This window comes from Pseudomonas moraviensis subsp. stanleyae, from assembly GCF_036283065.1.
Lineage (GTDB): Bacteria > Pseudomonadota > Gammaproteobacteria > Pseudomonadales > Pseudomonadaceae > Aquipseudomonas > Aquipseudomonas stanleyae.
The window spans coordinates 41,160-63,347 of sequence record NZ_JAADJI010000005.1; the positions used below are offsets into that span (position 1 = coordinate 41,160).

At 60.4% G+C, this 22,188-nt stretch carries 24 protein-coding genes; 14 read left to right on the plus strand and 10 right to left on the minus strand.

Translation table 11 applies throughout. The annotated features are described in order from the left end of the window. Positions 1 to 80: 80 nt before the first annotated feature. Both GXB78_RS09915 and GXB78_RS09920 read right to left on the minus strand, forming a co-directional pair. The gene (locus GXB78_RS09915) at positions 81 to 878 is read right to left on the minus strand and encodes a substrate-binding periplasmic protein (protein WP_329515258.1); all 798 of its coding nucleotides are present in this window, start codon (positions 876 to 878) and stop codon (positions 81 to 83) included. A 93-nt stretch (positions 879 to 971) separates the two neighbouring features. After that, positions 972 to 1,595: a TetR/AcrR family transcriptional regulator gene (locus GXB78_RS09920; protein WP_329515259.1), complete on the minus strand. Its 624-nt coding sequence runs from the start codon at positions 1,593 to 1,595 to the stop codon at positions 972 to 974. Positions 1,596 to 1,779: 184 nt separating this feature from the next. Here GXB78_RS09920 and GXB78_RS09925 point away from each other — a divergent pair, with 184 nt between their 5' ends. From GXB78_RS09925 to ppnP, 8 genes are all read left to right on the plus strand, one after another. Next, a complete protein-coding gene (locus GXB78_RS09925; RefSeq protein WP_329515260.1) occupies positions 1,780 to 3,564 on the plus strand; it encodes an acyclic terpene utilization AtuA family protein in 1,785 nt (594 codons plus the stop codon). A 12-nt stretch (positions 3,565 to 3,576) separates the two neighbouring features. Then, positions 3,577 to 4,446 carry an SDR family oxidoreductase gene (locus GXB78_RS09930; protein WP_329515261.1) on the plus strand — a complete coding sequence of 290 codons (870 nt, stop codon included), beginning with the start codon at positions 3,577 to 3,579 and terminating at the stop codon, positions 4,444 to 4,446. A gap of 3 nt (positions 4,447 to 4,449) precedes the next feature. Beyond that, positions 4,450 to 6,066 (plus strand): acyl-CoA carboxylase subunit beta, encoded by a 1,617-nt coding sequence (locus tag GXB78_RS09935; protein WP_329515262.1) that lies wholly within the window; start codon positions 4,450 to 4,452, stop codon positions 6,064 to 6,066. A 30-nt stretch (positions 6,067 to 6,096) separates the two neighbouring features. Beyond that, positions 6,097 to 7,254 carry a citronellyl-CoA dehydrogenase gene (atuD, locus tag GXB78_RS09940; protein WP_329515263.1) on the plus strand — a complete coding sequence of 386 codons (1,158 nt, stop codon included), beginning with the start codon at positions 6,097 to 6,099 and terminating at the stop codon, positions 7,252 to 7,254. Further along, complete coding sequence (locus tag GXB78_RS09945) at positions 7,251 to 8,048, plus strand: enoyl-CoA hydratase/isomerase family protein (protein WP_329515264.1); 798 nt, start codon at positions 7,251 to 7,253, stop codon at positions 8,046 to 8,048. Before atuD ends, GXB78_RS09945 begins: the two co-directional genes overlap by 4 nt. Before the next feature lie 221 nt (positions 8,049 to 8,269). Continuing rightward, positions 8,270 to 10,258, plus strand: a complete 1,989-nt coding sequence (locus GXB78_RS09950; RefSeq protein ID WP_329515265.1) for an acetyl/propionyl/methylcrotonyl-CoA carboxylase subunit alpha — start codon at positions 8,270 to 8,272, stop codon at positions 10,256 to 10,258. Between the two features lie 43 nt (positions 10,259 to 10,301). After that, a complete protein-coding gene (locus tag GXB78_RS09955) occupies positions 10,302 to 10,844 on the plus strand; it encodes an exonuclease domain-containing protein (protein WP_064361558.1) in 543 nt (180 codons plus the stop codon). 71 nt (positions 10,845 to 10,915) lie between these two features. Then, entirely contained in the window at positions 10,916 to 11,200 is a 285-nt protein-coding gene (gene ppnP / locus GXB78_RS09960; protein ID WP_039759849.1) for a pyrimidine/purine nucleoside phosphorylase, read from the plus strand. A 72-nt stretch (positions 11,201 to 11,272) separates the two neighbouring features. Here the strand turns inward: ppnP and GXB78_RS09965 are convergent, their stop codons facing one another. Both GXB78_RS09965 and GXB78_RS09970 read right to left on the minus strand, forming a co-directional pair. Then, a complete protein-coding gene (locus GXB78_RS09965; RefSeq protein ID WP_329515266.1) occupies positions 11,273 to 12,079 on the minus strand; it encodes an MOSC domain-containing protein in 807 nt (268 codons plus the stop codon). Positions 12,080 to 12,270: 191 nt separating this feature from the next. Continuing rightward, positions 12,271 to 13,206 (minus strand): chemotaxis protein CheV, encoded by a 936-nt coding sequence (locus GXB78_RS09970; protein WP_329515267.1) that lies wholly within the window; start codon positions 13,204 to 13,206, stop codon positions 12,271 to 12,273. 454 nt (positions 13,207 to 13,660) lie between these two features. Here GXB78_RS09970 and GXB78_RS09975 point away from each other — a divergent pair, with 454 nt between their 5' ends. The 3 genes from GXB78_RS09975 (at position 13,661) to GXB78_RS09985 (ending at position 16,146) form a co-directional block, all read left to right on the plus strand. Beyond that, the gene (locus GXB78_RS09975) at positions 13,661 to 14,131 is read left to right on the plus strand and encodes a hypothetical protein (protein WP_329515492.1); all 471 of its coding nucleotides are present in this window, start codon (positions 13,661 to 13,663) and stop codon (positions 14,129 to 14,131) included. A 465-nt stretch (positions 14,132 to 14,596) separates the two neighbouring features. Further along, entirely contained in the window at positions 14,597 to 15,490 is an 894-nt protein-coding gene (locus tag GXB78_RS09980; protein WP_329515493.1) for a sensor histidine kinase, read from the plus strand. Beyond that, positions 15,487 to 16,146: a response regulator gene (locus tag GXB78_RS09985; RefSeq protein WP_041478445.1), complete on the plus strand. Its 660-nt coding sequence runs from the start codon at positions 15,487 to 15,489 to the stop codon at positions 16,144 to 16,146. The genes GXB78_RS09980 and GXB78_RS09985 overlap by 4 nt, the downstream gene beginning before the upstream one ends. Here the strand turns inward: GXB78_RS09985 and yegS are convergent. Next, positions 16,130 to 17,047, minus strand: coding sequence for a lipid kinase YegS (gene yegS, locus GXB78_RS09990; protein ID WP_329515268.1), 918 nt, complete (start codon positions 17,045 to 17,047; stop codon positions 16,130 to 16,132). The two genes, GXB78_RS09985 and yegS, sit on opposite strands and share 17 nt — an antisense overlap. A 314-nt stretch (positions 17,048 to 17,361) precedes the next feature. On the opposite strand from yegS, the gene GXB78_RS09995 reads away from it, so the two are divergent. Then, positions 17,362 to 17,670 (plus strand): hypothetical protein, encoded by a 309-nt coding sequence (locus tag GXB78_RS09995; RefSeq protein WP_329515269.1) that lies wholly within the window; start codon positions 17,362 to 17,364, stop codon positions 17,668 to 17,670. Positions 17,671 to 17,729: 59 nt separating this feature from the next. Here GXB78_RS09995 and GXB78_RS10000 read toward each other — a convergent pair whose 3' ends face one another. Together GXB78_RS10000 and moaB are read right to left on the minus strand one after the other, a co-directional pair. Further along, on the minus strand, positions 17,730 to 18,956 hold the full coding sequence (locus GXB78_RS10000) for a molybdopterin molybdotransferase MoeA (RefSeq protein WP_329515270.1): 1,227 nt from the start codon (positions 18,954 to 18,956) through the stop codon (positions 17,730 to 17,732). Then, the gene (moaB, locus tag GXB78_RS10005) at positions 18,940 to 19,479 is read right to left on the minus strand and encodes a molybdenum cofactor biosynthesis protein B (protein ID WP_016770598.1); all 540 of its coding nucleotides are present in this window, start codon (positions 19,477 to 19,479) and stop codon (positions 18,940 to 18,942) included. Before moaB ends, GXB78_RS10000 begins: the two co-directional genes overlap by 17 nt. 81 nt (positions 19,480 to 19,560) lie before the next feature. On the opposite strand from moaB, the gene mobA reads away from it, so the two are divergent. Both mobA and GXB78_RS10015 read left to right on the plus strand, forming a co-directional pair. Beyond that, on the plus strand, positions 19,561 to 20,163 hold the full coding sequence (gene mobA / locus GXB78_RS10010; RefSeq protein ID WP_329515271.1) for a molybdenum cofactor guanylyltransferase MobA: 603 nt from the start codon (positions 19,561 to 19,563) through the stop codon (positions 20,161 to 20,163). A 78-nt stretch (positions 20,164 to 20,241) separates the two neighbouring features. Beyond that, a complete protein-coding gene (locus tag GXB78_RS10015) occupies positions 20,242 to 20,463 on the plus strand; it encodes a YgdI/YgdR family lipoprotein (RefSeq protein WP_016770600.1) in 222 nt (73 codons plus the stop codon). A gap of 82 nt (positions 20,464 to 20,545) precedes the next feature. Here GXB78_RS10015 and GXB78_RS10020 read toward each other — a convergent pair whose 3' ends face one another. From GXB78_RS10020 to GXB78_RS10030, 3 genes are all read right to left on the minus strand, one after another. Further along, on the minus strand, positions 20,546 to 21,436 hold the full coding sequence (locus GXB78_RS10020; protein ID WP_329515272.1) for a pseudouridine synthase: 891 nt from the start codon (positions 21,434 to 21,436) through the stop codon (positions 20,546 to 20,548). Positions 21,437 to 21,506: 70 nt separating this feature from the next. Next, entirely contained in the window at positions 21,507 to 21,824 is a 318-nt protein-coding gene (locus GXB78_RS10025) for a transcriptional regulator (RefSeq protein ID WP_329515273.1), read from the minus strand. Between the two features lie 114 nt (positions 21,825 to 21,938). Continuing rightward, on the minus strand, positions 21,939 to 22,175 hold the full coding sequence (locus GXB78_RS10030; protein WP_329515274.1) for a glutaredoxin family protein: 237 nt from the start codon (positions 22,173 to 22,175) through the stop codon (positions 21,939 to 21,941). Positions 22,176 to 22,188 lie beyond the last annotated feature (13 nt).

A 22,188-nucleotide genomic window follows, 5' to 3' on the forward strand; every position in this document is an offset into this window, starting at 1 on the left:
GGGCTCACGTAATCGTCGACAGTTCAACGAAGTGACGTGAGCCGGGAGGGGAAATTTAAGCGCGCGAGGCAAACAGCGCTTCAGTGATGAGGCACTGGCACCACCGCAATCCGGTACGGATCGAAGATCCTCAGCAATTCCCCGTTGTCGCGCAGCCCTTGCAGAAGCTTGCCGAAGGCTTCGCCAGTGATCGGAGCACTTGTGCGCAGAATCGCGTAGTGGTGATAGATCTGATCGGTACGCTGCGAGGGCAGCAAGGCATCGCGAACCTTTTCGTTGCGCAGCAGGTAATCGAACAGATAGGAACGGGTCACCAGGGCGATGTCGGCGCGCCCGCGCAGGACCATCAGCAAGTTGCTGTCGTGGGAATAGGTCAGCGTGGCGTAGTAGTTTTTTGCGAGGTATTTCGGGTCGGCGTTGAAGTTGGCAAATTCATAGTGATAGCCGCTGAACAACGCCAGACGCTTGCCCGACAGGCTGGAGAAATAGCTTTGCTGGCGGCCGTCTTCGCGTTGTGCGACGAAAATCTCGGCGTCTTCCAGGCCCATGTCGACGTCATCGTGGGGGATGTCTTTCCAGCCCCACTCGGGGTTTTCGAAGATCGCCATGTCGATGCGGCCCTGCTTGAAATCACCGAAGCGGCGCGGGATCGAGGTCGGCACCAGGACGAATTGATAGTCGCTCTGCGAGCGATTCAACGCCTCGATCAATTGCGGCAACAGGCCGGTATCGGCGCCGTTTTCCGGGCGAATCGTGTAGGGCGGGAAATGCGCGGCGCCGACCCGGACCAATTGCGCTGACTGAACGGGCAATACCCAGAACGCAGCCAGCGCAGCGAGCATCAGCCCGGCGGCTGTCCGAATTGGCAAAGACTTCAAAACACCCCACTCCCCGAAAAAAATAGCGATCAATGCATTCAAGCTAGGCGGTTTCGCCGACTTAGCCAGTTTCCCGGCCGGTCCGACAACCGTTCAACGCGCTTCGAGGACCAGAATCAGCGCTTCATCGGCGAGTTGATCGAGGCTCAAACTGCCGCCGGCACGGAACCAGGTGGTGGTCCAGGACAGTGCGCCGGTGAGGAAACGTCGGGTAATAAAAACGTCGCCGCGAATATAGCCGGCGTCCTTGGCCTCGCCCAGAACCTGCAGCCAGATGTCTTCATAAACGTCACGCAAAGCGAGGACTTTAGCCTGGCCGTCTTCGGACAATGAGCGCCATTCGTATACCAGCACCGCCATCGCTTCGCCGCTGCCGCCCATGATTGATTGCAACTCGCAACGAATCAGCGCCAGGACTTTCTCGCGCACATCGCTGGCCTCGGTCAGGGCTGCGCGCATGAGCGCGGTGTTGTAGCGGATGGTTTCCTCCATCACCGCGCGGAGAATTTCATCCTTGCTTTTGAAGTGATGAAAAATGCTGCCCGACTGAATGCCCACGGCGCTGGCCAGATCGCGCACCGTGGTGCGCTCGTAGCCTTTGTTGCGAAACAGGTGAGCCGCCACTTGCAGCAATTTGCCGCGGGCGCTGTCCGGGTCGGTCAACTGGCCTTGGTCGACCAGTTCGCGCATGACCCGCAGGGCTTTTTGCTCGTCCACCCGTTCTCTCCTACAGTCGATCAGTGTGTTGCCCCCTGTAACCGCAGGGTTGCGCGCAATTTAAGCCGCGCGCGGGCACCAAGCAAGCGCTTGGGCAGAAGAATGTTTCGCCTGTTTACAAACCAAGCGCTTGCTTGGTAGCCTCCGGACAGTTCTGTCGCAGGTTCCTGAGTCGGAGATAAAAATGCCAACCACCGTGCGTATCGGCTGCGCCAGTGCTTTCTGGGGCGACACTTGCACCGCTGCCGCCCAACTGGTGACGGGCGGAAATCTGGATTATCTGGTGTTCGATTATCTGGCCGAGATCACCATGTCGCTGATGGCCGCTGCGCGTCTTAAAGACCCGCAGGCCGGGTTCGCCGGCGATTTCATCGACGTACTTGCGCCACTGCTGACGCAACTGGCCGAACAGAACATCCGCGTGATCAGCAATGCCGGCGGCGTCAATCCGCAGGCCTGCGCGGCGGCCCTGCAAGCGGCGTGCGACCAGGCCGGGGTCAAGTTGAAGATTGCCGTGTTGCTCGGTGATGACCTGCAAGGACACCTCGAAACCCCCGCCGACATCAGCGAAATGTTCAGCGGCGCCCCGCTTCCACGCGTGTGCGTGTCGACCAACGCCTACCTCGGCGCACCGGGGATTGTCGAAGCCTTGCGTCTGGGTGCCGACATCGTTATCACCGGCCGGGTGGTCGACAGCGCCGTGGTCAGCGCGGCGCTGGTCCACGAATTCGGCTGGTCGTGGCATGACTACGACAAACTCGCCCAGGCCGCGCTGGCCGGACACATCATCGAGTGCGGCGCGCAGTGCACCGGCGGTAATTTCACCGATTGGCGCGAGGTACCGGATTACGAGCACATCGGTTTTCCGATCGTCGAGGTCAGCGCCGACGGCCAGTTCCTCGTCAGCAAACCCGAAGGCTCCGGCGGACTGGTCACGCCGCTGACCGTGGGCGAGCAGATGCTCTACGAAATCGGCGATCCGCAGGCTTATCTGCTACCCGACGTGATCTGCGATTTCACTCAGGTCAAACTTCAGCAACAAGGCAAAAACGTCGTGCAGGTGCACGGTGCCAAAGGTCTGCCGCCCACCGACAAATACAAGGTCAGCGCCACTTGTCCGGACGGTTTTCGCTGCACCGCCAGTTGCCTGATGGCCGGCATCGACGCGGTGGACAAGGCGCGGCGCGTCAGTCAGGCGATCATCGACAAGACCGCCGAGATGTTCAGCCTGCGCGGCTGGGCGCCATACAGCGAAACCCATGTCGAACTGCTTGGCAGCGAGGCCACTTACGGCCCCCACGGTCAGCGCCGCGACAGCCGTGAAGTGGTGATCAAAATCGCCGTGCGCCATCCCGACAAACGCGCGCTGGTGCTGTTTTCCAAAGAGATCGCCCAGGCCGCGACCGGCATGGCGCCGGGCTTGACCGGCATCGTCGGCGGTCGGCCGACCGTGTATCCAGTCATCCGCCTGTTTTCGTTCCTCATCGATAAAAGCGCCTGCACCCTGCAAGTCGACATGGCTGGCAAGCGCCATCCGTGTGCCCTCCCCGATCGGGTGACTTTCGACAGTGCAGATCTGCCGATCGCCGAGCAACCGCCCAAACCCCAGGGCCGCGCCGATGCCAGTGTGCCGCTGGTGAAACTGGCGGTGGCGCGCTCCGGCGACAAGGGCAATCACAGCAACATCGGCGTGATGCCGCGCCATCCCGATTACCTGCCGTGGATCGCCGAAGCGCTGACAACTTCGGTGGTGGTCGACTGGATGCGCCACGTCCTCGATCCGCTGCTTGGCCGCGTCGAACGCTGGTATCTGCCCGGCACCCACAGCCTCAACTTTCTCTTGGAAAACGCCCTCGGCGGTGGCGGTGTCGCCAGTCTGCGCATCGACCCGCAGGGCAAAGCCTTCGCCCAGCAACTATTGGAAATCCAGATTCCGGTGCCGCAGAGCATCGCCGAACAGCTCGACTAGAGGATGGTGTGCATGGCTTACGCGTCGATTTTTCGCGCTGATCTGTTCAGCGGCCAGAACCTGATTGTCACCGGTGGCGGCAGCGGCATCGGTCGCTGCACCGCCCATGAACTGGCGGCGCTCGGCGCCAATGTGCTGCTGGTCGGGCGCAAGCCGGAAAAACTCGAAAAGGTCGCCGCCGAAATCGCCGAGGACGGCGGCCGCGCGTACTGGAAGGCTTGCGATATCCGCGATGAAGAAGCGGTCAAGCAACTGGTCAAGGAGCTGATTGCCGAACACGGGCCGATCCACGGTCTGGTCAACAATGCCGGCGGCCAATACCCGTCGCCGCTGGCGTCGATCAATCAGAAGGGTTTTGAAACCGTGTTGCGGACCAATCTGGTCGGCGGTTTTCTGATGGCCCGCGAGGTGTTCAACCAGTCGATGAGCAAGCACGGCGGCAGCATCGTCAACATGCTCGCCGACATGTGGGGCGGCATGCCCGGCATGGGCCACTCGGGCGCCGCGCGTTCGGGCATGGACAACTTCACCAAGACTGCCGCGTTCGAGTGGGGCTATGCCGGGGTGCGGGTCAACGCCGTGGCACCGGGCTGGATTGCCTCCAGCGGCATGGACACTTACGAAGGCGCCTTCAAAGCAGTGATCCCGACCTTGCGCGAACATGTGCCGCTCAAGCGCATCGGCACCGAGTCGGAAGTCAGTGCGGCGATCGTGTTTCTGCTCAGCCCGGCGGCGGCATTCATCAGCGGCACCACGGTGAAAATCGATGGCGCCGCCAGCCTCGGCAGTCGCGCCTGGCCGCTGCACAAGGTCAGCCACAGCGAATCGTTCAATGGTTTCCACCGCGCCTATCTACCTGACGTGCTCAAGGACAAGGAATAAGCCATGGCGCAGATTCAGTCGCAACTCGATCCGCACAGCGAAGCGTTCGCGCGCAACCGCGCGGCCATGCTCGCGGCCATCGAACATGTCCAGCAACTGGAACAGAACCTGCTGAACAAAGCCGCCGAAGCCCAGGACAAATTCAGCAAACGCGGGCAACTGTTGCCCCGCGAGCGCCTGAACCTGTTGCTCGACCCCGGCGCGCCGTTCCTCGAACTGGCCAGCCTCGCCGGCTACAAGTTGCACGACGACAAGGACGGCAGTTCGGCCGGTGGCGGGCTGATTGCCGGCATCGGTTACGTCTGCGGCATCCGTGCGATGGTGGTCGCCAACAACAGCGCGATCAAGGGCGGCACGATCTCGCCGAGCGGCCTGAAAAAATCCCTGCGCCTGCAACAGATCGCCCGGGAAAACAAACTGCCGATGATCACCCTCGCCGAAAGCGGCGGTGCCAATCTCAACTACGCGGCGGAGATTTTTGTCGAAGGCGCGCGCAGCTTCGCCAATCAGGCGCGCATGTCGGCAATGGGTTTGCCGCAGATCACCGTGGTGCACGGCTCGGCCACGGCGGGCGGTGCCTATCAACCGGGGTTGTCGGATTACGTGGTGGTGGTGCGCGGCAAGGCCAAGCTGTTCCTCGCCGGCCCGCCGCTGCTCAAAGCCGCCACCGGCGAAGTCGCCACCGATGAAGAACTCGGTGGCGCCGAAATGCACGCGCAGGTCGCCGGCACCGCTGAATATCTGGCTGAAAACGACGCCGACGGCATACGCCAGGTCCGCGAGATCATGCGCATGCTGCCATGGAACGAGCAGTTGCCGTGGCTGCCGGAGCCGCAATACAAGGAACCGCTCTACCCTATCGATGAGCTGCTCGGGTTGATCCCGGACGATGCGAAAAAGCCCTACGACGTGCGCGAAATCATCGCGCGGATCGCCGATGAGTCGGACTTTCTCGAGTTCAAGGGCGAGTTCGATCAACAAACCATCTGCGGCCAACTGAAAATCCAGGGCCGCGCCTGCGGCTTCATCGGCAACAACGGCCCGATCACCCCGCAAGGCGCGAGCAAGGCGGCGCAGTTCATCCAGTTGTGCGATCAGAGCCAGACGCCGCTGCTGTTTTTTCACAACACCACGGGTTTCATGGTCGGCACCGAATCGGAACAGCAAGGGGTGATCAAACACGGCTCGAAACTGGTTCAAGCGGTGGCCAACGCGCGGGTGGCGAAACTGACCATCGTCGTCGGCGGTTCCTACGGTGCCGGCAACTACGCGATGTGCGGGCGCGGTCTCGATCCGCGCTTCATCTTCGCCTGGCCCAACAGTCGCACCGCAGTCATGGGCGGTGCGCAGGCCGGCAAGGTTTTACGCATCGTCACCGAGGCCAAACAGCTCAAGGACGGCATCGAGCCCGATCCGAAAATGCTCGACATGCTCGAACAGATGACCGCGCAGAAACTCGACAGCCAATCCACCGCCCTGTACGGCAGCGCCAACCTGTGGGACGACGGCCTGATCGACCCGCGCGACACCCGCACCCTGCTCGGCTACTTGCTGGATATCTGCCACGAAGCCGACAGGCGTACGCTGCAACCCAACAGCTTCGGCGTCAGCCGCTTCTGACCGCTACGGATCCTACGGAGAACAACAACAATGATCTTCACCCCGGAACACGAAGCCCTGCGCCGCACCGTCCGCCAGTTCGTCGCGCACGAGATCAATCCGCACGTCGAAGAATGGGAGAAGGCCGGGCGCTTTCCCATCCACGATATTTTCCGCAAGGCTGGCGAGCTGGGCTTGTTGGGCATTTCCAAGCCGGAAAAATTCGGCGGCATGGGCCTCGATTACAGCTACTCGATTGTCGCCGCCGAAGAGTTCGGCACCATTCATTGCGGCGGGATTCCGATGTCGATCGGCGTGCAGACCGACATGTGCACCCCGGCGCTGGCGCGCTTCGGTTCCGATGAACTGCGCGAAGAATTCCTCCGCCCGGCCATCAGTGGCGAACAAGTGGGTTGCATCGGCGTTTCCGAAGTCGGCGCCGGCTCCGATGTCGCCGGGCTGAAGACCACGGCGCGCAAGGACGGCGATGACTACGTGATCAACGGCAGCAAAATGTGGATCACCAACTCGCCGAGCGCCGATTTCATCTGCCTGCTGGCCAACACCTCGGACGACAAGCCGCACATCAACAAGTCGCTGATCATGGTGCCGATGAACACGCCGGGCATCAGCCTCAGCTCGCACCTGGACAAACTCGGCATGCGCAGCTCGGAAACCGCCCAGGTGTTCTTCGATAACGTGCGCGTGCCGCAGCGCAACCGCATCGGCCATGAAGGCGCGGGGTTCATGATGCAGATGCTGCAGTTCCAGGAAGAACGCCTGTTCGGCGCGGCGAACATGATCAAGGGCCTGGAATATTGCATCGACAGCACCATCGAGTACTGCAAGGAGCGCAAGACCTTCGGCAACGCGCTGATCGACAACCAGGTCATCCACTTCCGCCTCGCCGAACTGCAGACCGAAATCGAATGCCTGCGCGCGCTGGTCTATCAGGCCACCGAGCAGTACATCAAAGGTCAGGATGTCACGCGACTGGCGTCGATGGCCAAGCTCAAGGCCGGCCGTCTCGGCCGTGAAGTCAGTGACAGCTGCCTGCAATACTGGGGCGGTATGGGCTTCATGTGGGACAACCCGGTGGCCCGCGCCTATCGCGATGTGCGCCTGGTGTCGATTGGCGGCGGCGCTGACGAAATCATGCTGGGCATCATCTGCAAATTGATGGGCATCCTGCCGGGGAAGAAGAAATGAGCAGCCTGCCCGATTGCCAGACACTGTTGCTGGAACTGCATGGCGGCGTGCTGCACATCACCCTTAACCGCGCGGACAGCCGCAACGCGATGAGCCTGCAAATGGTCGCCGAACTGCGCGCGGTGCTCGCGGCGATAGGCGATGACCGTGCGGTGCGGGCCTTGGTGCTCAGCGGTGCCGGCGGGCATTTCTGCGCCGGTGGCGACATCAAGGACATGGCCAACGCCCGGGCTCAAGGCGCGGAGGCTTACCGTGAGTTGAACCGGGCGTTCGGTGCGTTGCTGGAGGAATCCCAGCACACGCCGCAAGTGCTGATTTGCGTGTTGCAAGGCGCGGTGCTCGGCGGTGGATTCGGTCTGGCCTGTGTCAGCGATATCGCTTTGGCCGATCACAAGGCGCAGTTCGGGTTGCCGGAAACCAGCCTCGGCCTGATCCCGGCGCAAATCGCGCCGTTTGTGGTGCAACGGATCGGCCTGACCGAAACCCGCCGACTCGCCCTGACGGCGGCGCGTTTCGATGGCGCCGAGGCGCAGCGGTTGGGCCTGGTGCACTTCGTTGAACAGGATGCGCAAGCACTGGCCGAACGGCTGGATGAAGTGTTGCAACAGGTGCTGCGCTGCGCCCCGCAAGCGAATGCGATGACCAAGAAATTGCTGTTGGCGAGTGCCGGGCAGCCGTCGAATGAATTGCTGGACGACGCGGCGCAGTGGTTCAGCGCGGCGGTGACTGGAGACGAAGGGATCGAGGGGACTATGGCTTTTGTGCAAAAGCGCAAACCGCGGTGGGTCAACTAAAAGCTTCGCGAGCAGGCTCGCTCCCACAGGTCGAAATTGCATTGCAAACGTGGGAGCGAGCCTGCTCGCGATGAGGCCATCCAACCCACCGCAAAAACCTCAGGAAACCCCACCATGCCCGCCATCCACAAATCCCGGGTCGAAATGCATTGCAAATGTGGGAGCGAGCCTGCTCGCGATGAGGCCATCACATTCACCGCCATCATTTCAGGAACCCCACCATGCCAGCCATTCACAAAATCCTGATCGCCAACCGCGGTGAAATCGCCTGCCGCATCCAGCGCACGGCCCAGGCGCTGGGCTATCGCACCGTCGCGGTGTTCAGCGACGCCGACGCCGATGCGCTGCACGTGCAAATGGCGGATCAGGCGGTGCATATCGGCCCGGCGCCGGTGCAGCAGTCCTACCTCAACATTCCGGCGATCGTCGAAGCCGCCCGACGCAGCGGCGCCGATGCGATTCACCCAGGCTACGGCTTCCTCTCGGAAAACGCGGATTTCGCCCGCGCCTGCGCCGAAGCCGGGCTGATCTTCATCGGCCCCAGCGCCGACGCGATCGAACTGATGGGCAGCAAACGCCTGTCGAAGATCGCCATGCTTGATGCCGGGGTTCCATGCATCGCCGGCTACCAGGGTGCAGCGCAGGACGACGCGACCCTGCTGGCCGAGGCTGAGCGCATCGGTTATCCGCTGATGATCAAGGCCAGCGCCGGTGGTGGTGGACGCGGCATGCGCCTGGTCCACGACGCCAGCGACCTGCCGGCACAACTGCGCACCGCCCGCTCCGAAGCGCTGAACGGTTTCGGCAGTGACGAGTTGATCCTTGAACAGGCGCTGATCGAACCGCGCCATGTGGAAGTGCAACTGTTCGGCGACCAGCATGGCAATCTGGTCTACCTCGGCGAACGCGATTGCTCGATCCAGCGCCGCCATCAGAAAGTCATCGAAGAAGCGCCGTGCCCGGTAATGACCGCCGAGCTGCGCCAGGCCATGGGCGAGGCGGCGCTCAAGGCCGGGCGTGCGGTGGATTACGTCGGCGCCGGCACCGTGGAGTTCCTGCTCGACGCGCGCGGACAGTTCTACTTTCTGGAGATGAACACGCGCCTGCAGGTCGAACACCCGGTGACGGAATTGATCACCGGGCTGGATCTGGTCGCCTGGCAGTTACTGGTTGCCGAAGGCCAGCCGCTACCGCTGACGCAGGAACAGATCCATCTCGACGGTCACGCCATGGAAGTGCGCCTCTACGCTGAAGATCCCGCCGCGGACTTTCTCCCGCAAACCGGCCGGATTGCCGCATGGCAGCCAGCGCTGGGGCACGGCGCGCGCATCGATCACGGTCTGCTTGAAGGTCAGTCGGTCAGCCCGTTCTACGATCCGATGCTGGGCAAACTGATCGCCCACGGCGCCACTCGGGAAGAGGCGCGGCGCAAGCTGTTGCGTGCGGTGCAGGACACCGTGCTGCTCGGGGTGCAGAGCAATCAACGTTTGCTCGAAGGCCTGCTGCAACATCCGCAGTTCATCAGTGGCGACTTCAGCACCGCTTTCATCCAGCAGCACTTTTCCAGCCACGCCAGCCTCAACATTCATGTGCCGACGACGGAGCAACTGGCGATTGCCGTGGTGTTGTTCTATCAGGCCAGCGCCCTGCCCCATCGCCCGCCGCTGAACGGTTGGCGCAACAACGCCAGTGTGCCTCTGCACTATCGCCTCGGCAGTGAGGAGCGGGACTGGACGCTGTCGGTGCTCGCGCATAAATCGGGCAACGTTGTGGTGCAGACAGGTGAACGCACATTGACCGTTAAAATCATTGAGCACACTGCGCAATTGGTGAGCCTGGAAATCGACGGACTGCGCCAGAGCCATGCCTATCGCCTGCACGATGGGCAGCTGTGGTTGTTCACCCACCCAGGCAGTCTGCGCCTGGAGGATCGAACTCATGCGCTGATCGGCAGTCAGACCAGCGTCGCCTCCGGCACCCTGAAAGCACCGATGGACGGCGCCATAGTCGACGTGCTGGTCAGTGAAGGCAGTACGGTCAGCAAAGGTCAGTTGCTGGTTGTGCTGGAGGCAATGAAAATGGAGCATCCGCTGAAAGCGGGCATCGATGGCGTGCTCAAGCGGGTGCAAGTGAAGGTCGGCGATCAGGTAAAAAATCGTCAGGTTCTGTTGCAGGTCGAGCAGTCGCCCGGGCACAAGCGCGGGGTTTGACTACGCTCTGATAAATCAGAACGCGGAAATCAGGAACCCTGCGATGCCCCATTGGCTGGTCATAGATCTGGAAGCCACCACAGACGAGGGTGGCTGGCCGGTCACGGAAATGGAAATTATCGAGATCGGTGCGACGCTGGTCGACCGTGCCGGGCGCGAGCAGGATCACTTCCAGCGCTTCGTCAAACCGACCCGCCGTCCATTGCTGACGCCGTTCTGTCGAGAGCTGACGCACATCACCCAGGCCAATATCGATTCGGCGCAACCGCTGAGCGAAGTCTGGCCGGCCTTCGAGCGCTGGCTGGCGCAACATCAGGCTCGCCTAGAAGGCTGGGCCAGTTGGGGCGGTTACGACCGCCAGCAATTGCTGCAGGAATGGCAGCGCCTGAACATCGACAGTGGCCTGAGCAAAGTGCCGCACATGAACCTCAAACAACGCTTCGCCAAGGCTCGGCGCCTGGAGCGACCGCTGGGGCTCAACGGCGCGCTGCAACTGGCGGGCATGCAGTTTTCCGGACAGCAACATCGAGCGCTCGAAGATGCACGCAACACCGCTCGGTTGTTGCCATTGGTTCTGCCGCTTTAGGCGCGTGACGCCGCGAAAAGCCTTGTGCATACTGGCCGCCCCCTTTTAAGCCCTTTTCGAGGAATCCGCCCATGTTTAAAGTCAACGAGTACTTCGACGGCACCGTCAAGTCGATCGCCTTTGGCACCGCTGAAGGTCCGGCGACCATTGGCGTCATGGCCCCGGGCGAATACGAATTCGGCACCAGCCAGCGGGAAATCATGCACGTGGTTTCCGGCGCGCTGAGCGTAAAACTGCCAGACAGCAGCGACTGGGAAACCTTCGCCGCCGGCAGTCAGTTCAACGTTCCGGCCAACAGCAAGTTCCAGCTGAAAGTCGCCGTCGATACCGCTTACCTGTGCGAATACCGCGGCTGATCCCGCCGGTTTCACAGCGCAAAAAAATGCCCGCGTCCAAAAGACCCGGGCATTTTTCGTTGCAGCGACAACCTATTCGAGAATTTCCACCGGCATGCCGACTTCCAGGCGGCCGTTGCCGTCATTGACCAGATTCTGCCCGAACATCGCGCCGTCGGCAGTGCTGCGGTGTTTCTGCAGCGTCGCGAACGGTTCGCGATCGGCGCTGCGCTCACCGGTTTGCGGGTCGACGGTGGTCATGATGCAGCGCGCGCACGGCTTGACCACGCGCAATTCGATATCGCCGATGCGAATACGCTTCCAGTTGTCCTCGGCGTAAGGCGCGCTGCCTTCGATGACCAGGTTCGGGCGGAAACGCAGCATCTCCAGCGGTCGTCCGACTGTTTCCGCAAGAGCCAGCCGCGAGGCTTCGCCGATCAGCAGCAGCGGATAACCGTCGGCGAACGCCACTTGATCGTCGTCCTTGCCGAATCCCGACTGCGTGGTGCGCGCCCGCTCCGGTGGCATGTGCACCAGACGCGTCGGTTTGCCGAGGAAGTCGCTGACAAATCGCGCGGCTTGGTCACCGGCGTCCGGCACACGCAGGGTGTCACGCCAGATCGTCACCCCGCGCAGCTCGGCGTCGGGCGCAGGCAATGGGACTTCGATGGAGCCCTGGTCTGGAGCGCTCAGGGTCAGACCGCCGCTGGCATTCCACAATGCCGACAACTGACTCATTTTCGCTTCGGCACGCTGGGTCAGAAAGCGTCCGCTGGCCTCGTCCACCAGCATCCAGCGTCGATCGCCCGCCAGGCCCAGCTTGTCCAGCTCGATGCTTTGCAGGATTTCGCCCTTGCCGGATTTCAACGGGTAACGATAAAGCGCGCTCAGACGCAGCATGGCCAGCTCCCTGATGGAAAAACGCCACCCTATACGAGCTTCAATGCCGAATCAAAGCCGTCATTAATGTGAATACACTTCTGTGGGAGCGAGCCTGCTCGCGAAGAGGCCGGCACATTCACCATCAATGTGTCCGACCCTGCGCTTTCGCGAGCAGGCTCGCTCCCACAGGAAGCAAGATGGGTGTGTGATCAGGCTGGCACAGCGTCGAGCATCAGACGCTGGCGCACCACGTCGACCAGTTTGTCCGGCTGGAATTTGGAGAGGAAGTTGTCGCAGCCGACCTTTTTCACCATCGAGTCGTTGAAACTGCCAGACAGCGAGGTGTGCAGCACGACGTACAAGCCACGCAGACGCGGGTCATTACGGATTTCGGTGGTCAGGCGATAGCCGTCCATTTCCGGCATTTCGGCGTCGGTGAAGATCATCAGCAGTTTGTCGGTAATGTGCACGCCGGTATCAGCCCAGGCCTTGAGCATGTTCAAGGCTTTCAGACCGTCGCTGGCGATGTGCATTTTCACCCCGAGCTGGCCGAGGGTATCGCGCAATTGCGAAAGCGCCACGTTGGAATCGTCCACCAGCAACACTTCGCGACCACGGGCGCGCTCCAGTACCGGATCGTCGAGTTTCTCGCGCGAGACCTTGGCGTTGTACGGGACGATTTCAGCGAGGACTTTTTCGACGTCGATGATCTCGACCAGTTGATCGTCGACCTTGCTGATCGCGGTCAGATAATGCTGACGGCCAGCACTGGTCGGCGGCGGCAGAATGGCTTCCCAGTTCATGTTGACGATGCGGTCGACACCGCCGACGAGGAAGGCCTGCACCGAACGGTTGTATTCGGTGACGATGATCGTGCTGTTCGGGCCCGGCACCAGTGGACGCATGCCGATCGCCTGGGACAGGTCGATCACCGGCAATGTCTGGCCGCGCAGATTGACCACGCCGCAGACAAAGGGATGACGCTGCGGCATCAGGGTCAGCTTCGGCAGTTGCAGCACTTCCTGAACCTTGAACACGTTGATCGCGAACAATTGGCGTCCGGCCAGGCGAAACATGAGGATTTCCAGGCGATTCTCACCCACCAGTTGCGTGCGTTGGTCTACCGTGTCGAGAATGCCGGCCATCAATGACTCCTGGGCTTGTTCTGATGAATTCACTATGGGGGTTTATCGGCTGCATTCAGCTAATCTTGATTGCTGTAAACCGCGCCGCAAAAAATGCCACAAACGGCCATTGATGTCAGACTGACATCATGCTTTACTGGCATTCGTGATTTCATCTGCTAGATTCATTGCGGAGCGACCTCGGTTTGCACGTTAGGTTCCCGCGCCTAAGGGATTCCCCTAGGATCAATCAGGCCCAACCTGATATTCGCCCTTTCCAATAGCCATTACTGTGACGCCATTCTCATTGCATGAACGGAGTCAGGCTATTGTGTGCGATCGCAATTCAGTGGCAACCCACCCTCTGGAACCCCTCGGTCCGTGCACCTGCACCGCCGGGCGCGATCTGCCGACGATTCACCATCGTCGCCACACACGGCCATCCGTCAACCAACACGACGTGGTGGAGATGAACATGCCAATCGACCGTAAAGACTGGGCGCAACGCTTCCCCGAATTTCTGGTCGAGGCGGAAACGCTTCTCGCCAAATCCGAAGAATGCCTGAGCCACCTGCAACTGATCAGCAATGACAAGGATGCCATCGACTGCATGCTCGGCAGTCTGCTGAAGTTGGCTGGCCGCGCCGAAGCGCTGGCTCTGGAAGCAATCTCGGAATTTTCCCTGCACATCTACAGCCTGCTGAATCTGACTCAGGATCGGGTCGATCTGCACGAACAGGCTCTTGATGCCCTGCGAGACTGTTTCACCCTGATGGCCTGGCAGCTTGAGCTGGTCGATCATAAAACCGGGCAACTGAGCCTCGATGGCAGTGAGCAGGCAGCCCTGCTCGAAGCTTTCGCGGCGCAAATGGGTCAGGACACATTCGAGGCAAAGATGCCGAGCAAACGTTTGCTCTCTTCGACCCTGGTGGCGCGCCAGGCTTGATGACGCAAGCCGCGATACTGTCGTAATTGAATAGTCCGTACCTGCGAGCGACAATCCGGGACAAATAATCAGCCCGACCGACGGTTGATTTTCAGGTACCGCCATCAGGGTTTTCCCTGTGTGCTCCCAGCGACACTTCCAGGCAAATCGAAGTCGTCCAAAATACAACAATTCCAACTTTTTCCAATATGGAACTTGCGTCCACCATCCGCTATTTCCTGACCGAACAGGCATATATAGCAACCGCGACCAACGGTATGTTAAGTGGTATTATGCCGCCGGTTAATTGCCTGCCGTTTAGCGGCACACTGACTCCAGCGTTTCATCAGCAATGTTATTGCGAGTCAAATGATTGCTTAATGAATGCAGTTGGAATCACTAACATAATTGACAGTATTTCCACACAGAGATCCGCCAGTCACCGGTCGGTCTACCCGCAGCGAACATCCATTGGCTCCATCCGTTATGTACGCCAGTCTCAAGTCACTCATTACATGGCCACCCTCCCGGGAAAACGCTCGGCGCTTCACACTTGTGCTGTGTGTTCTGGCGACTCTCGGCAGTCTGCTGGCCTATGTTGTCTCCGCGCGCATTCCCTTGGGATTGCTGGCACTGGACCTCGCCGCCACCGCCTGCGTCTGGGTGCAATATCGCTTGTCGCGCAAGTCGATCAAGTTCCAGCCGCAGGAGCTGGCTGACCGTCTGCTGCAAGTCCAGGAAAACGAGCGTCATAGACTCAGCCGTGAATTGCACGACGATATCGGCCAGTTGCTGACCGCCGCCAAGCTGCAAAGTGACTGGCTCAAGCGCCGTCTGCCGGAAGATCTGCAGGAACAATGCAAGGTACTCTGCGACACACTGGATGAAACACTGACCAAGGTGCGTGACGTCTCGGCCATTCTCAATCCGCGTCAGTTGACCAGCCTGGGCCTTGAAGCCAGCCTGCGTGCGCATTTGCTCAAGACGCTGGCCAACACGCCAGTCAACTGGAGTCTCGACTGCCAACAACGGCTCAACGGCATCCCCGAAGAAATGGCCGTCGCGGCGTTTCGCATCGCTCAGGAAGCGGTGACCAACATCCTGCGCCACGCACAGGCAAAAAACCTGTTGATTCGAGTGCAGCGTCTGCCGCAAGGTCTGACTCTGCTGATCAGCGATGACGGTCTGGGTTTCGCCCCGGCGGCCGACCCGGCCAGGGAAGGCCAGCGCGGCATGGCCGGAATGGCCGAGCGCATCGAACAGTTGGGCGGTACATTGAGCGTTACCAGCGAGCCGGGCAAAGGCACAAGAATCGAAGCACTTTTCCCCTGGGCGCCGCGTGCGCTCGAAAGGGCCAGTACGAATAAGGTTATGCGTTGACTTGTAACTTACTTCTGGTGGATGACCACTCGCTGATCAGAGCCGGCGTGCGCGCTCTGGTACTGGATATTCCCGGTTACGCAGTAATCGGCGAGGCCAGTGATGGCTCGCAATTGCTCGAGATGGTCGAGCAGCTGAGCCCGGACATCGTATTGCTGGATATCTCGATGAGAGAAACCGGCGGTCTCGAAGCGCTGCAACGCCTCAAGCGCGTGCGCCCGCAGAGCAAGGTTCTGATCCTGTCGATGCACACCGATCCGGCGCTGATCATGCAGGCGCTGGAATCCGGTGCCCATGGCTACCTGCTCAAGGACACCACCGCAACCGAGCTCGAGCATGCGCTGGAGGCCCTGCGCAACAACGAGCGCTACCTCAGCCCGGCCATTGCTCATACGGTGATCAATCAGGCCTTGACCCGTAACCAGAAAAGCCAGCCGGACATCGCCGATTCGCACAACCTGACGGCGCGCCAGCTGGAAATCCTGCGGCTCATCGTGCGCGGCAAATCAACGCGGGAAATCGCCAACGGCCTGGGCTTGAGCGTGAAGACCGTTGAAACCCACCGCGCGCAGATCATGAAGCGCCTGCAGATTTACGACGTGGCGGGTCTGGTGCTGTTCGCCGTGCGTGAACAGATCATCAGCCTGGATGACTGATTGACGCTTGGGTGCCCAATAACGGCGAGTCTTTCGGCAGATGCACCTGCAACGCTGCAGGTTTCGCCACGAAACGCAGACTGTCGCCCTCCAGTGGCTCGCCATCGAGATTGATACTCAGCCCTTCGGCGACCTTGATCTCGACCCACGGCAACCGCGCCCGCACGAACATGTTGTCGAGGCCGAAGCCCTCGCTCAGCAGATTCTTCAGCGTCCCGACCAGCTCCTGCGGTGCCGGCAAAATACTGATGTCGAGCAGACCATCGTCGACCCGCGCCTCGGGGCACAGCACATGGCCGCCACCCGCCTGCCGCCCGTTGCCGATGCCCAGTGCCAGCAGATCACCCTGCCAATGAAAATCCGGCCCCTGCAATTCGCCATAAGCGGCATGCAGCTCGCTGAACCGGGTCAGGCCGGTAAACAGATAAGCGGCACCGCCCAGGACCTTTTTCAGGTCTTCTGAAGTGTTGGCGGTGACCTGACTGCCGAATCCGCCGGTCGCCATGTTCAGGAAAATCTGCCCGCCTACTTCGCCCAGATCGATATCCGAGGGCTGAACATCCAGTAGCTCAAGAGCTTCGGCAGGCTCCAGGGAAATACCGGCGGCACGGGAAAAATCGTTGGCGGTCCCCAGCGGGAGCAAGACGAGGCTGGCTTTCTTCGAGTGTTGAGCCAGCGCTTCGGCGATATCACGCAAGGTGCCATCGCCACCGCCAGCGATGATTTTCGTGTAACCCGCTGCCAGCGCTTCTTCCACCAGACGCTGGGCGTCGCCGGCTTCCCAGGTCACTCGCACCGCAAGCTCCCAGCCTTGCTCGCGCCTGGCTTCGACGGCAGCGCGGACATCCTCGTTGAGTGCCTGTTTGCCATGCAGGATCAGCAGTGCCCGGCGTTCACTCATAACGTCACTCCAAGAATTGAATCGGTTGAAACATCTTGACCACTGCGCGCCTCGAAAAAGCCACTGGAATGGCAATTAATTCCTCTTCCAACAGCTGGCGTCCTACACAGCGGTATTTTTTCTTACGAAACAAGAGGAATCGGCTTAATTGACCGCGCCCGCCCCATGGGTCACCGTGTGCCGGCAGCATCAACCTTCAACCCAATAACACAAGGATGTGCCGGTAATGAACGGATACCCCCCGATTTATTCTCATGAATCGCGCAATGGAAAAACCAGCAAGCGTACAGTTGATACGATCAGCGAGTACTTCCATGCACAACCATGAAACCAAGGCACCGGTGAGCCCGGTCGCCGCGCTCGCCGAAAGCCGTGCGAGTAAAAAACCAGACTTCTGTAACAGCGCCAAGACCACTGGAGAGTTTGATATGGAACCCCGTGTCAGCGAGCTGGAAACCCACTTCAAATACATGCGCCGCGACATGGACGAAGTGCTCAACGACGTGCGCACGATAAAACATCGTCTGGCGTATTCGGCGGGTGCCACCGCTGTCATCCTGGGACTGCTGGGATGGGTGGCCAACAGCCGATTCGACCAGTTGGTGACACTGATCAGCAACTGACCGAATCAATCGTTGCACGCGCCGTGCGTAACAGCCGACGCGTGCATGGGCAAGACCGGTCAGCCGAGAAGGTCACTGAGCGGAATGAAGCTCACTTCATCACCTTCGCTCAACGTGCGGCCTTCCCGGACTTCCACCAATCCGTCGGCCCACGCCGCGCTGCGCAGCACACCCGAGCTCTGGTTGCGATAAATGATTGCCCGCCCATGTTCCAGACGCCCGCGCAAATATTCGCGACGATTTCCGGCCACCGGCCAGACAAAGCCCGCGGGCACTGCAAACTTCAGCGGTTCGACGTCCTGCACACCCAGGCGTCGCAACAGATAAGGCCGCGTCAGCAAGGCGAACGTCACCAGCGTCGAGGCGGGATTGCCGGGCAAGCCAATCACCGGCACGTTGCGAAAATGGCCGAAGGTCAACGGCTTTCCAGGCTTTATGGCCAGCTTCCACAGCGCCAGCTCGCCTTCTTCACGCAGGGCAATGCCGAGGAAATCCGCTTCACCGACCGAGACACCGCCGGTAGACAGAATCAGATCGGCATCGTGCAGCTCGCCGAGCCGCGCCCGGGTGGTGGGCAGATCGTCCGGGAGAATACCGCCATTGATGACTTCACAACCCAGGCGCTGTAGCCAACTGCACAGAAGCACGCGATTGCTGTTATAGATCTGGCCCGGCCCCAATGCCTGACCGGGTTCCACCAGCTCGTCTCCGGTGGACAAAACCGCCACGCGCGGTTTGCGCACGACATTGAGAGCGGCGCAGCCAAGCGAAGCAGCCAGCCCCTGCTCAATGGGTCCCAACCGGGTTCCGGCTTGCAGCACCAATTCGCCAACCGTGGTTTCCTGGCCCTGCGGACGGATGTTCTGGTCCGGTTTCAGCGTTTCGAGGAAACGCACTCGACCGTCGGCCTGAACTTCAGCGTTTTCCTGCATCTCGACACAATTGGCGCCCGCCGGCAGCGGTGCCCCTGTGAAGATGCGTGCGCAAGTGCCTGGTTCCAACGGTTGCGGGGATTGCCCGGCAAAAACTTTTTGACTGACGGGCAGCGGCTCGCCCTGCCAATCCGCCAGGTTCAAGGCGTAGCCGTCCATGGCGCTGTTCGGCCACGGCGGCAGATCCAGTGTCGAGATCAGATCTTCAGCCAGCACCCGACCTTCGACTTGAGCCAGCGGCAGGTGCTCGCACTCGACAATGCGTGACGCATCGGCCATGTCCAGCAAACGCTCGAGCGCCGTTTCGACGGGCAGCAGACTGCCGGTCTTGCCCGGCTTACCCACGGGATTCACAAGGCGCCGCCTGCTTCAGATGGGTGACGAAATTGCATGGACGATGACGAGCGTCCAGTTGCTCGGCGAGGATGCCATCCCAGCCGGTGCGCACTGCATTGGTCGAACCCGGCAGGCAGCAGACCAGTGTGCCGTTGGCCAGACCTGCGAGAGCACGGGACTGCACGGTCGAAGTACCGATATCGGCCACGGAGATCTGGCGGAACAGTTCGCCGAATCCATCGACCTGCTTGTCCAGCAGGCAAGCCACCGCTTCGGGTGTGCTGTCACGCCCGGTGAAGCCGGTGCCGCCAGTGATCAGCACGACCTGAACCACATCGTCGGCAATCCAGTTGGCGACTTGCGCGCGAATTTTATACAGATCATCTTTAAGCAAAACCCGCTCGGCCAGCGCATGACCAGCCGCGATCAAGCGATCAACGAAGACCTGGCCGGAGGTATCGGTTTCCAGGGTCCGGGTGTCACTGACTGTCAGCACCGCAATATTGAGCGGCACAAAAGGTACATCAGCCTTGGCTTTCATAGGCTCTTCCAGTTGTAGGGGAAACAGCCCGGTGTTATATCACAGCGGCTCATTTTTCTGCCGCCCCTCTGGAGAGTCGTCATGCCCCTGAACAGCCACTTGCCGCCCTGCTCCGTCCTGCTTCTGGCCGGTGGACGCGGTCAACGCATGGGCGGTCAGGACAAGGGGCTCATCGAGTGGCTGGGCGAGCCTTTGATCGCGCATTTGCAGCGCAAGGTGCGGCCGTTGACCGACGACCTGATCATCTCGTGCAACCGCAATCGCGAGCGTTACGCCGCGTTTGCCGATCAACTGGTCATGGATGATGAAGGCGATTTTCCGGGCCCTCTGGCCGGTATTCGTGCAGGGCTGAAAGCGGCGCGCCATGCGCATCTGCTGGTGTTGCCGTGTGATGTGCCACGAATCGACAAGGCCTTGCTGGAAGACATGCTCTTCATTGCCGATCAGCAACGTGAAAAACCTTTAATGCTGCGCCACGGCGAACATTGGGAACCGCTGCTGTGCGTGATTCCTGTGACGCTGTTGCCGGCATTCGAAGCGGCGTGGCAAAGCGGTGAACGCAGCCCCGGCCGGGTGATGCGCAGTCTCGGCGCCGTCGCTTTGCAGTGCCCCGACAACGACCCGCGACTGGCCAACCTCAACACCCCCGAATTGTTACATCTGCACAACACTGTGTCAGACTGACACCATCCAAGGAACTCTCACGCCTTGTTTACGTCTCAAGCTCAGTAACCAGAAGATTTCCCATTCGGAGACACACTCATGACTCAACGGACCCTCGCCACTTTCATGCTCGCACTGGGCCTGGCAACCCTCGCCGGTTGCTCCTCGCCGACAGTGATCACCTTGAATGACGGTCGCGAAATCCAGGCCGTCGACACCCCGAAATACGATGATGATTCGGGCTTCTACGAATTCCAGCAGCTGGACGGCAAAGAGACCCGCATCAACAAGGATCAGGTGCGTACCGTTAAAGAGCTGTAAGGCTCCGGACCGTTACCGGATACAGAAAAGCCCGCATTCTCATGCGGGCTTTTTTATGGGCGTTTGGGGAGTGTCTTCAGCATCACCACTGCAAGGTGATCCGGCTTTCGAACTCGCGTAACTCACCCGTCACCGGGTCAATGAAGCGCAGGCCTTGCGCAAGCAACTTCAACGGATTGGCGTAGTCGTCCTCAACATCTTTCAACACCGTCGGATAAAACGGATCGTTGCAGATACTCGCGCCCAACGCCGTCATGTGCACACGCAACTGATGCTTCTTGCCGGTCACTGGAAACAGGCCGTAGCGCCACAGATCGCCATTTTTCTCACGGACCTCGACTGCCGTTTCGGTATTGCTGGTACCCGGCCCTTCCTGCATACGGAAAAACGGCTCGCCATCGACCAAGCGGCTCTTGTGCACCAACGGGAAACTCAGCTCCGGCAGTGCCGGGGCAATCGCTTCGTAGCGCTTGTCGATCTGCCGGGTCGGAAATAACAATTGATAGGCCGAGCGGGTTTGCGGATTGGCCGAGAAAATCACCAGGCCTGCGGTGTGCCGATCGATGCGGTGCAGCGGCACCAGATGCGGATTGTCCAGCCGACGGATCAACCGCCGCAGCAGAGTCTGTTCAACATATTCCCCTGCCGGGGTTACCGGCAGAAAGTGCGGTTTGTCGGCCACCACCAGATGCTCATCGGCGTACAGAATCGACTCGAGCACCGGGATCGGTTTCTCGTCCGGCACTTCGCGAAAGTAATGAATGCGCAAACCTTCCTTGTACGGCAGGTCCAGCGCAATCGGCTGGCCCTGAGCATCCAGCACCCGGCCCCGAGCAATCCGGTCGAGCCACTGTTCACGGCCGATGGCACTGAAGTGCTCGCACAGGCAATCGAGTACCGTCAGCCAGGGACCGGGCGGCAAGTACAACGTGCTGGCCTGATTGTGTGCAGCGGAAAAAACGGAAGTGGACATACGAAACAGGAATCCTCAATGCAGGCCCGCATTATCCAACACCGAGGCAAAGCCACCTAGCGCAGTTTCTTCACGCCGGCACGGATTTGAGCGCCGCCGCGTCGGTGAATTCCTTCAGCCAGCGCAACACATCGACCGCTTCCCAGCGTCCCGGATCGTACAAGGCGTACAACAGGCCCTGATAACCGACCACATCCAGCTGCTTGTGATAACCGGCGCGCTGGAACAAGGCTTCGATTTCGGCAAAGCAGGTATTGAAATGCAGCTTGTTGAACGGCGTCTTGCCTTCCGTGACCAGCCCGTCCAGGCGCAATTCGAGGACGGCCTCGCGCACCACGTCGACCGACATCCGGTTAACGCTGCTCTTCAACTGTTCGACATTGACCACGGTTCATCCCTCTGACTCGATTGCTGTATGGGCATACAGTAACCGAAGAAGCCAGCGAGTGCCAACGCAAGGATGGGGTGCTGCGACCAGCGGAATGACCAAGACAAATCTGCGTCAGCGTAAAAACGCCACGATCTCGTCTGCACTGAACGGCCAATCCAGCTCCGCGCCATTGTCGACCCGTCGCAGTACCGGAATGCGCAAATTGTACTTTTCGAACCACGATTCATCTTCGGCGATGTCCACCAGTTCCACCAGCAGGCCATGCTCGACCAAGGGCATCAGCTCGGCTTCGGCGACTTCACACAGGTGACACCCGAGGGTGCCGAACAGCTGACATTCAGGAGGCATGGCGGCGTTACCG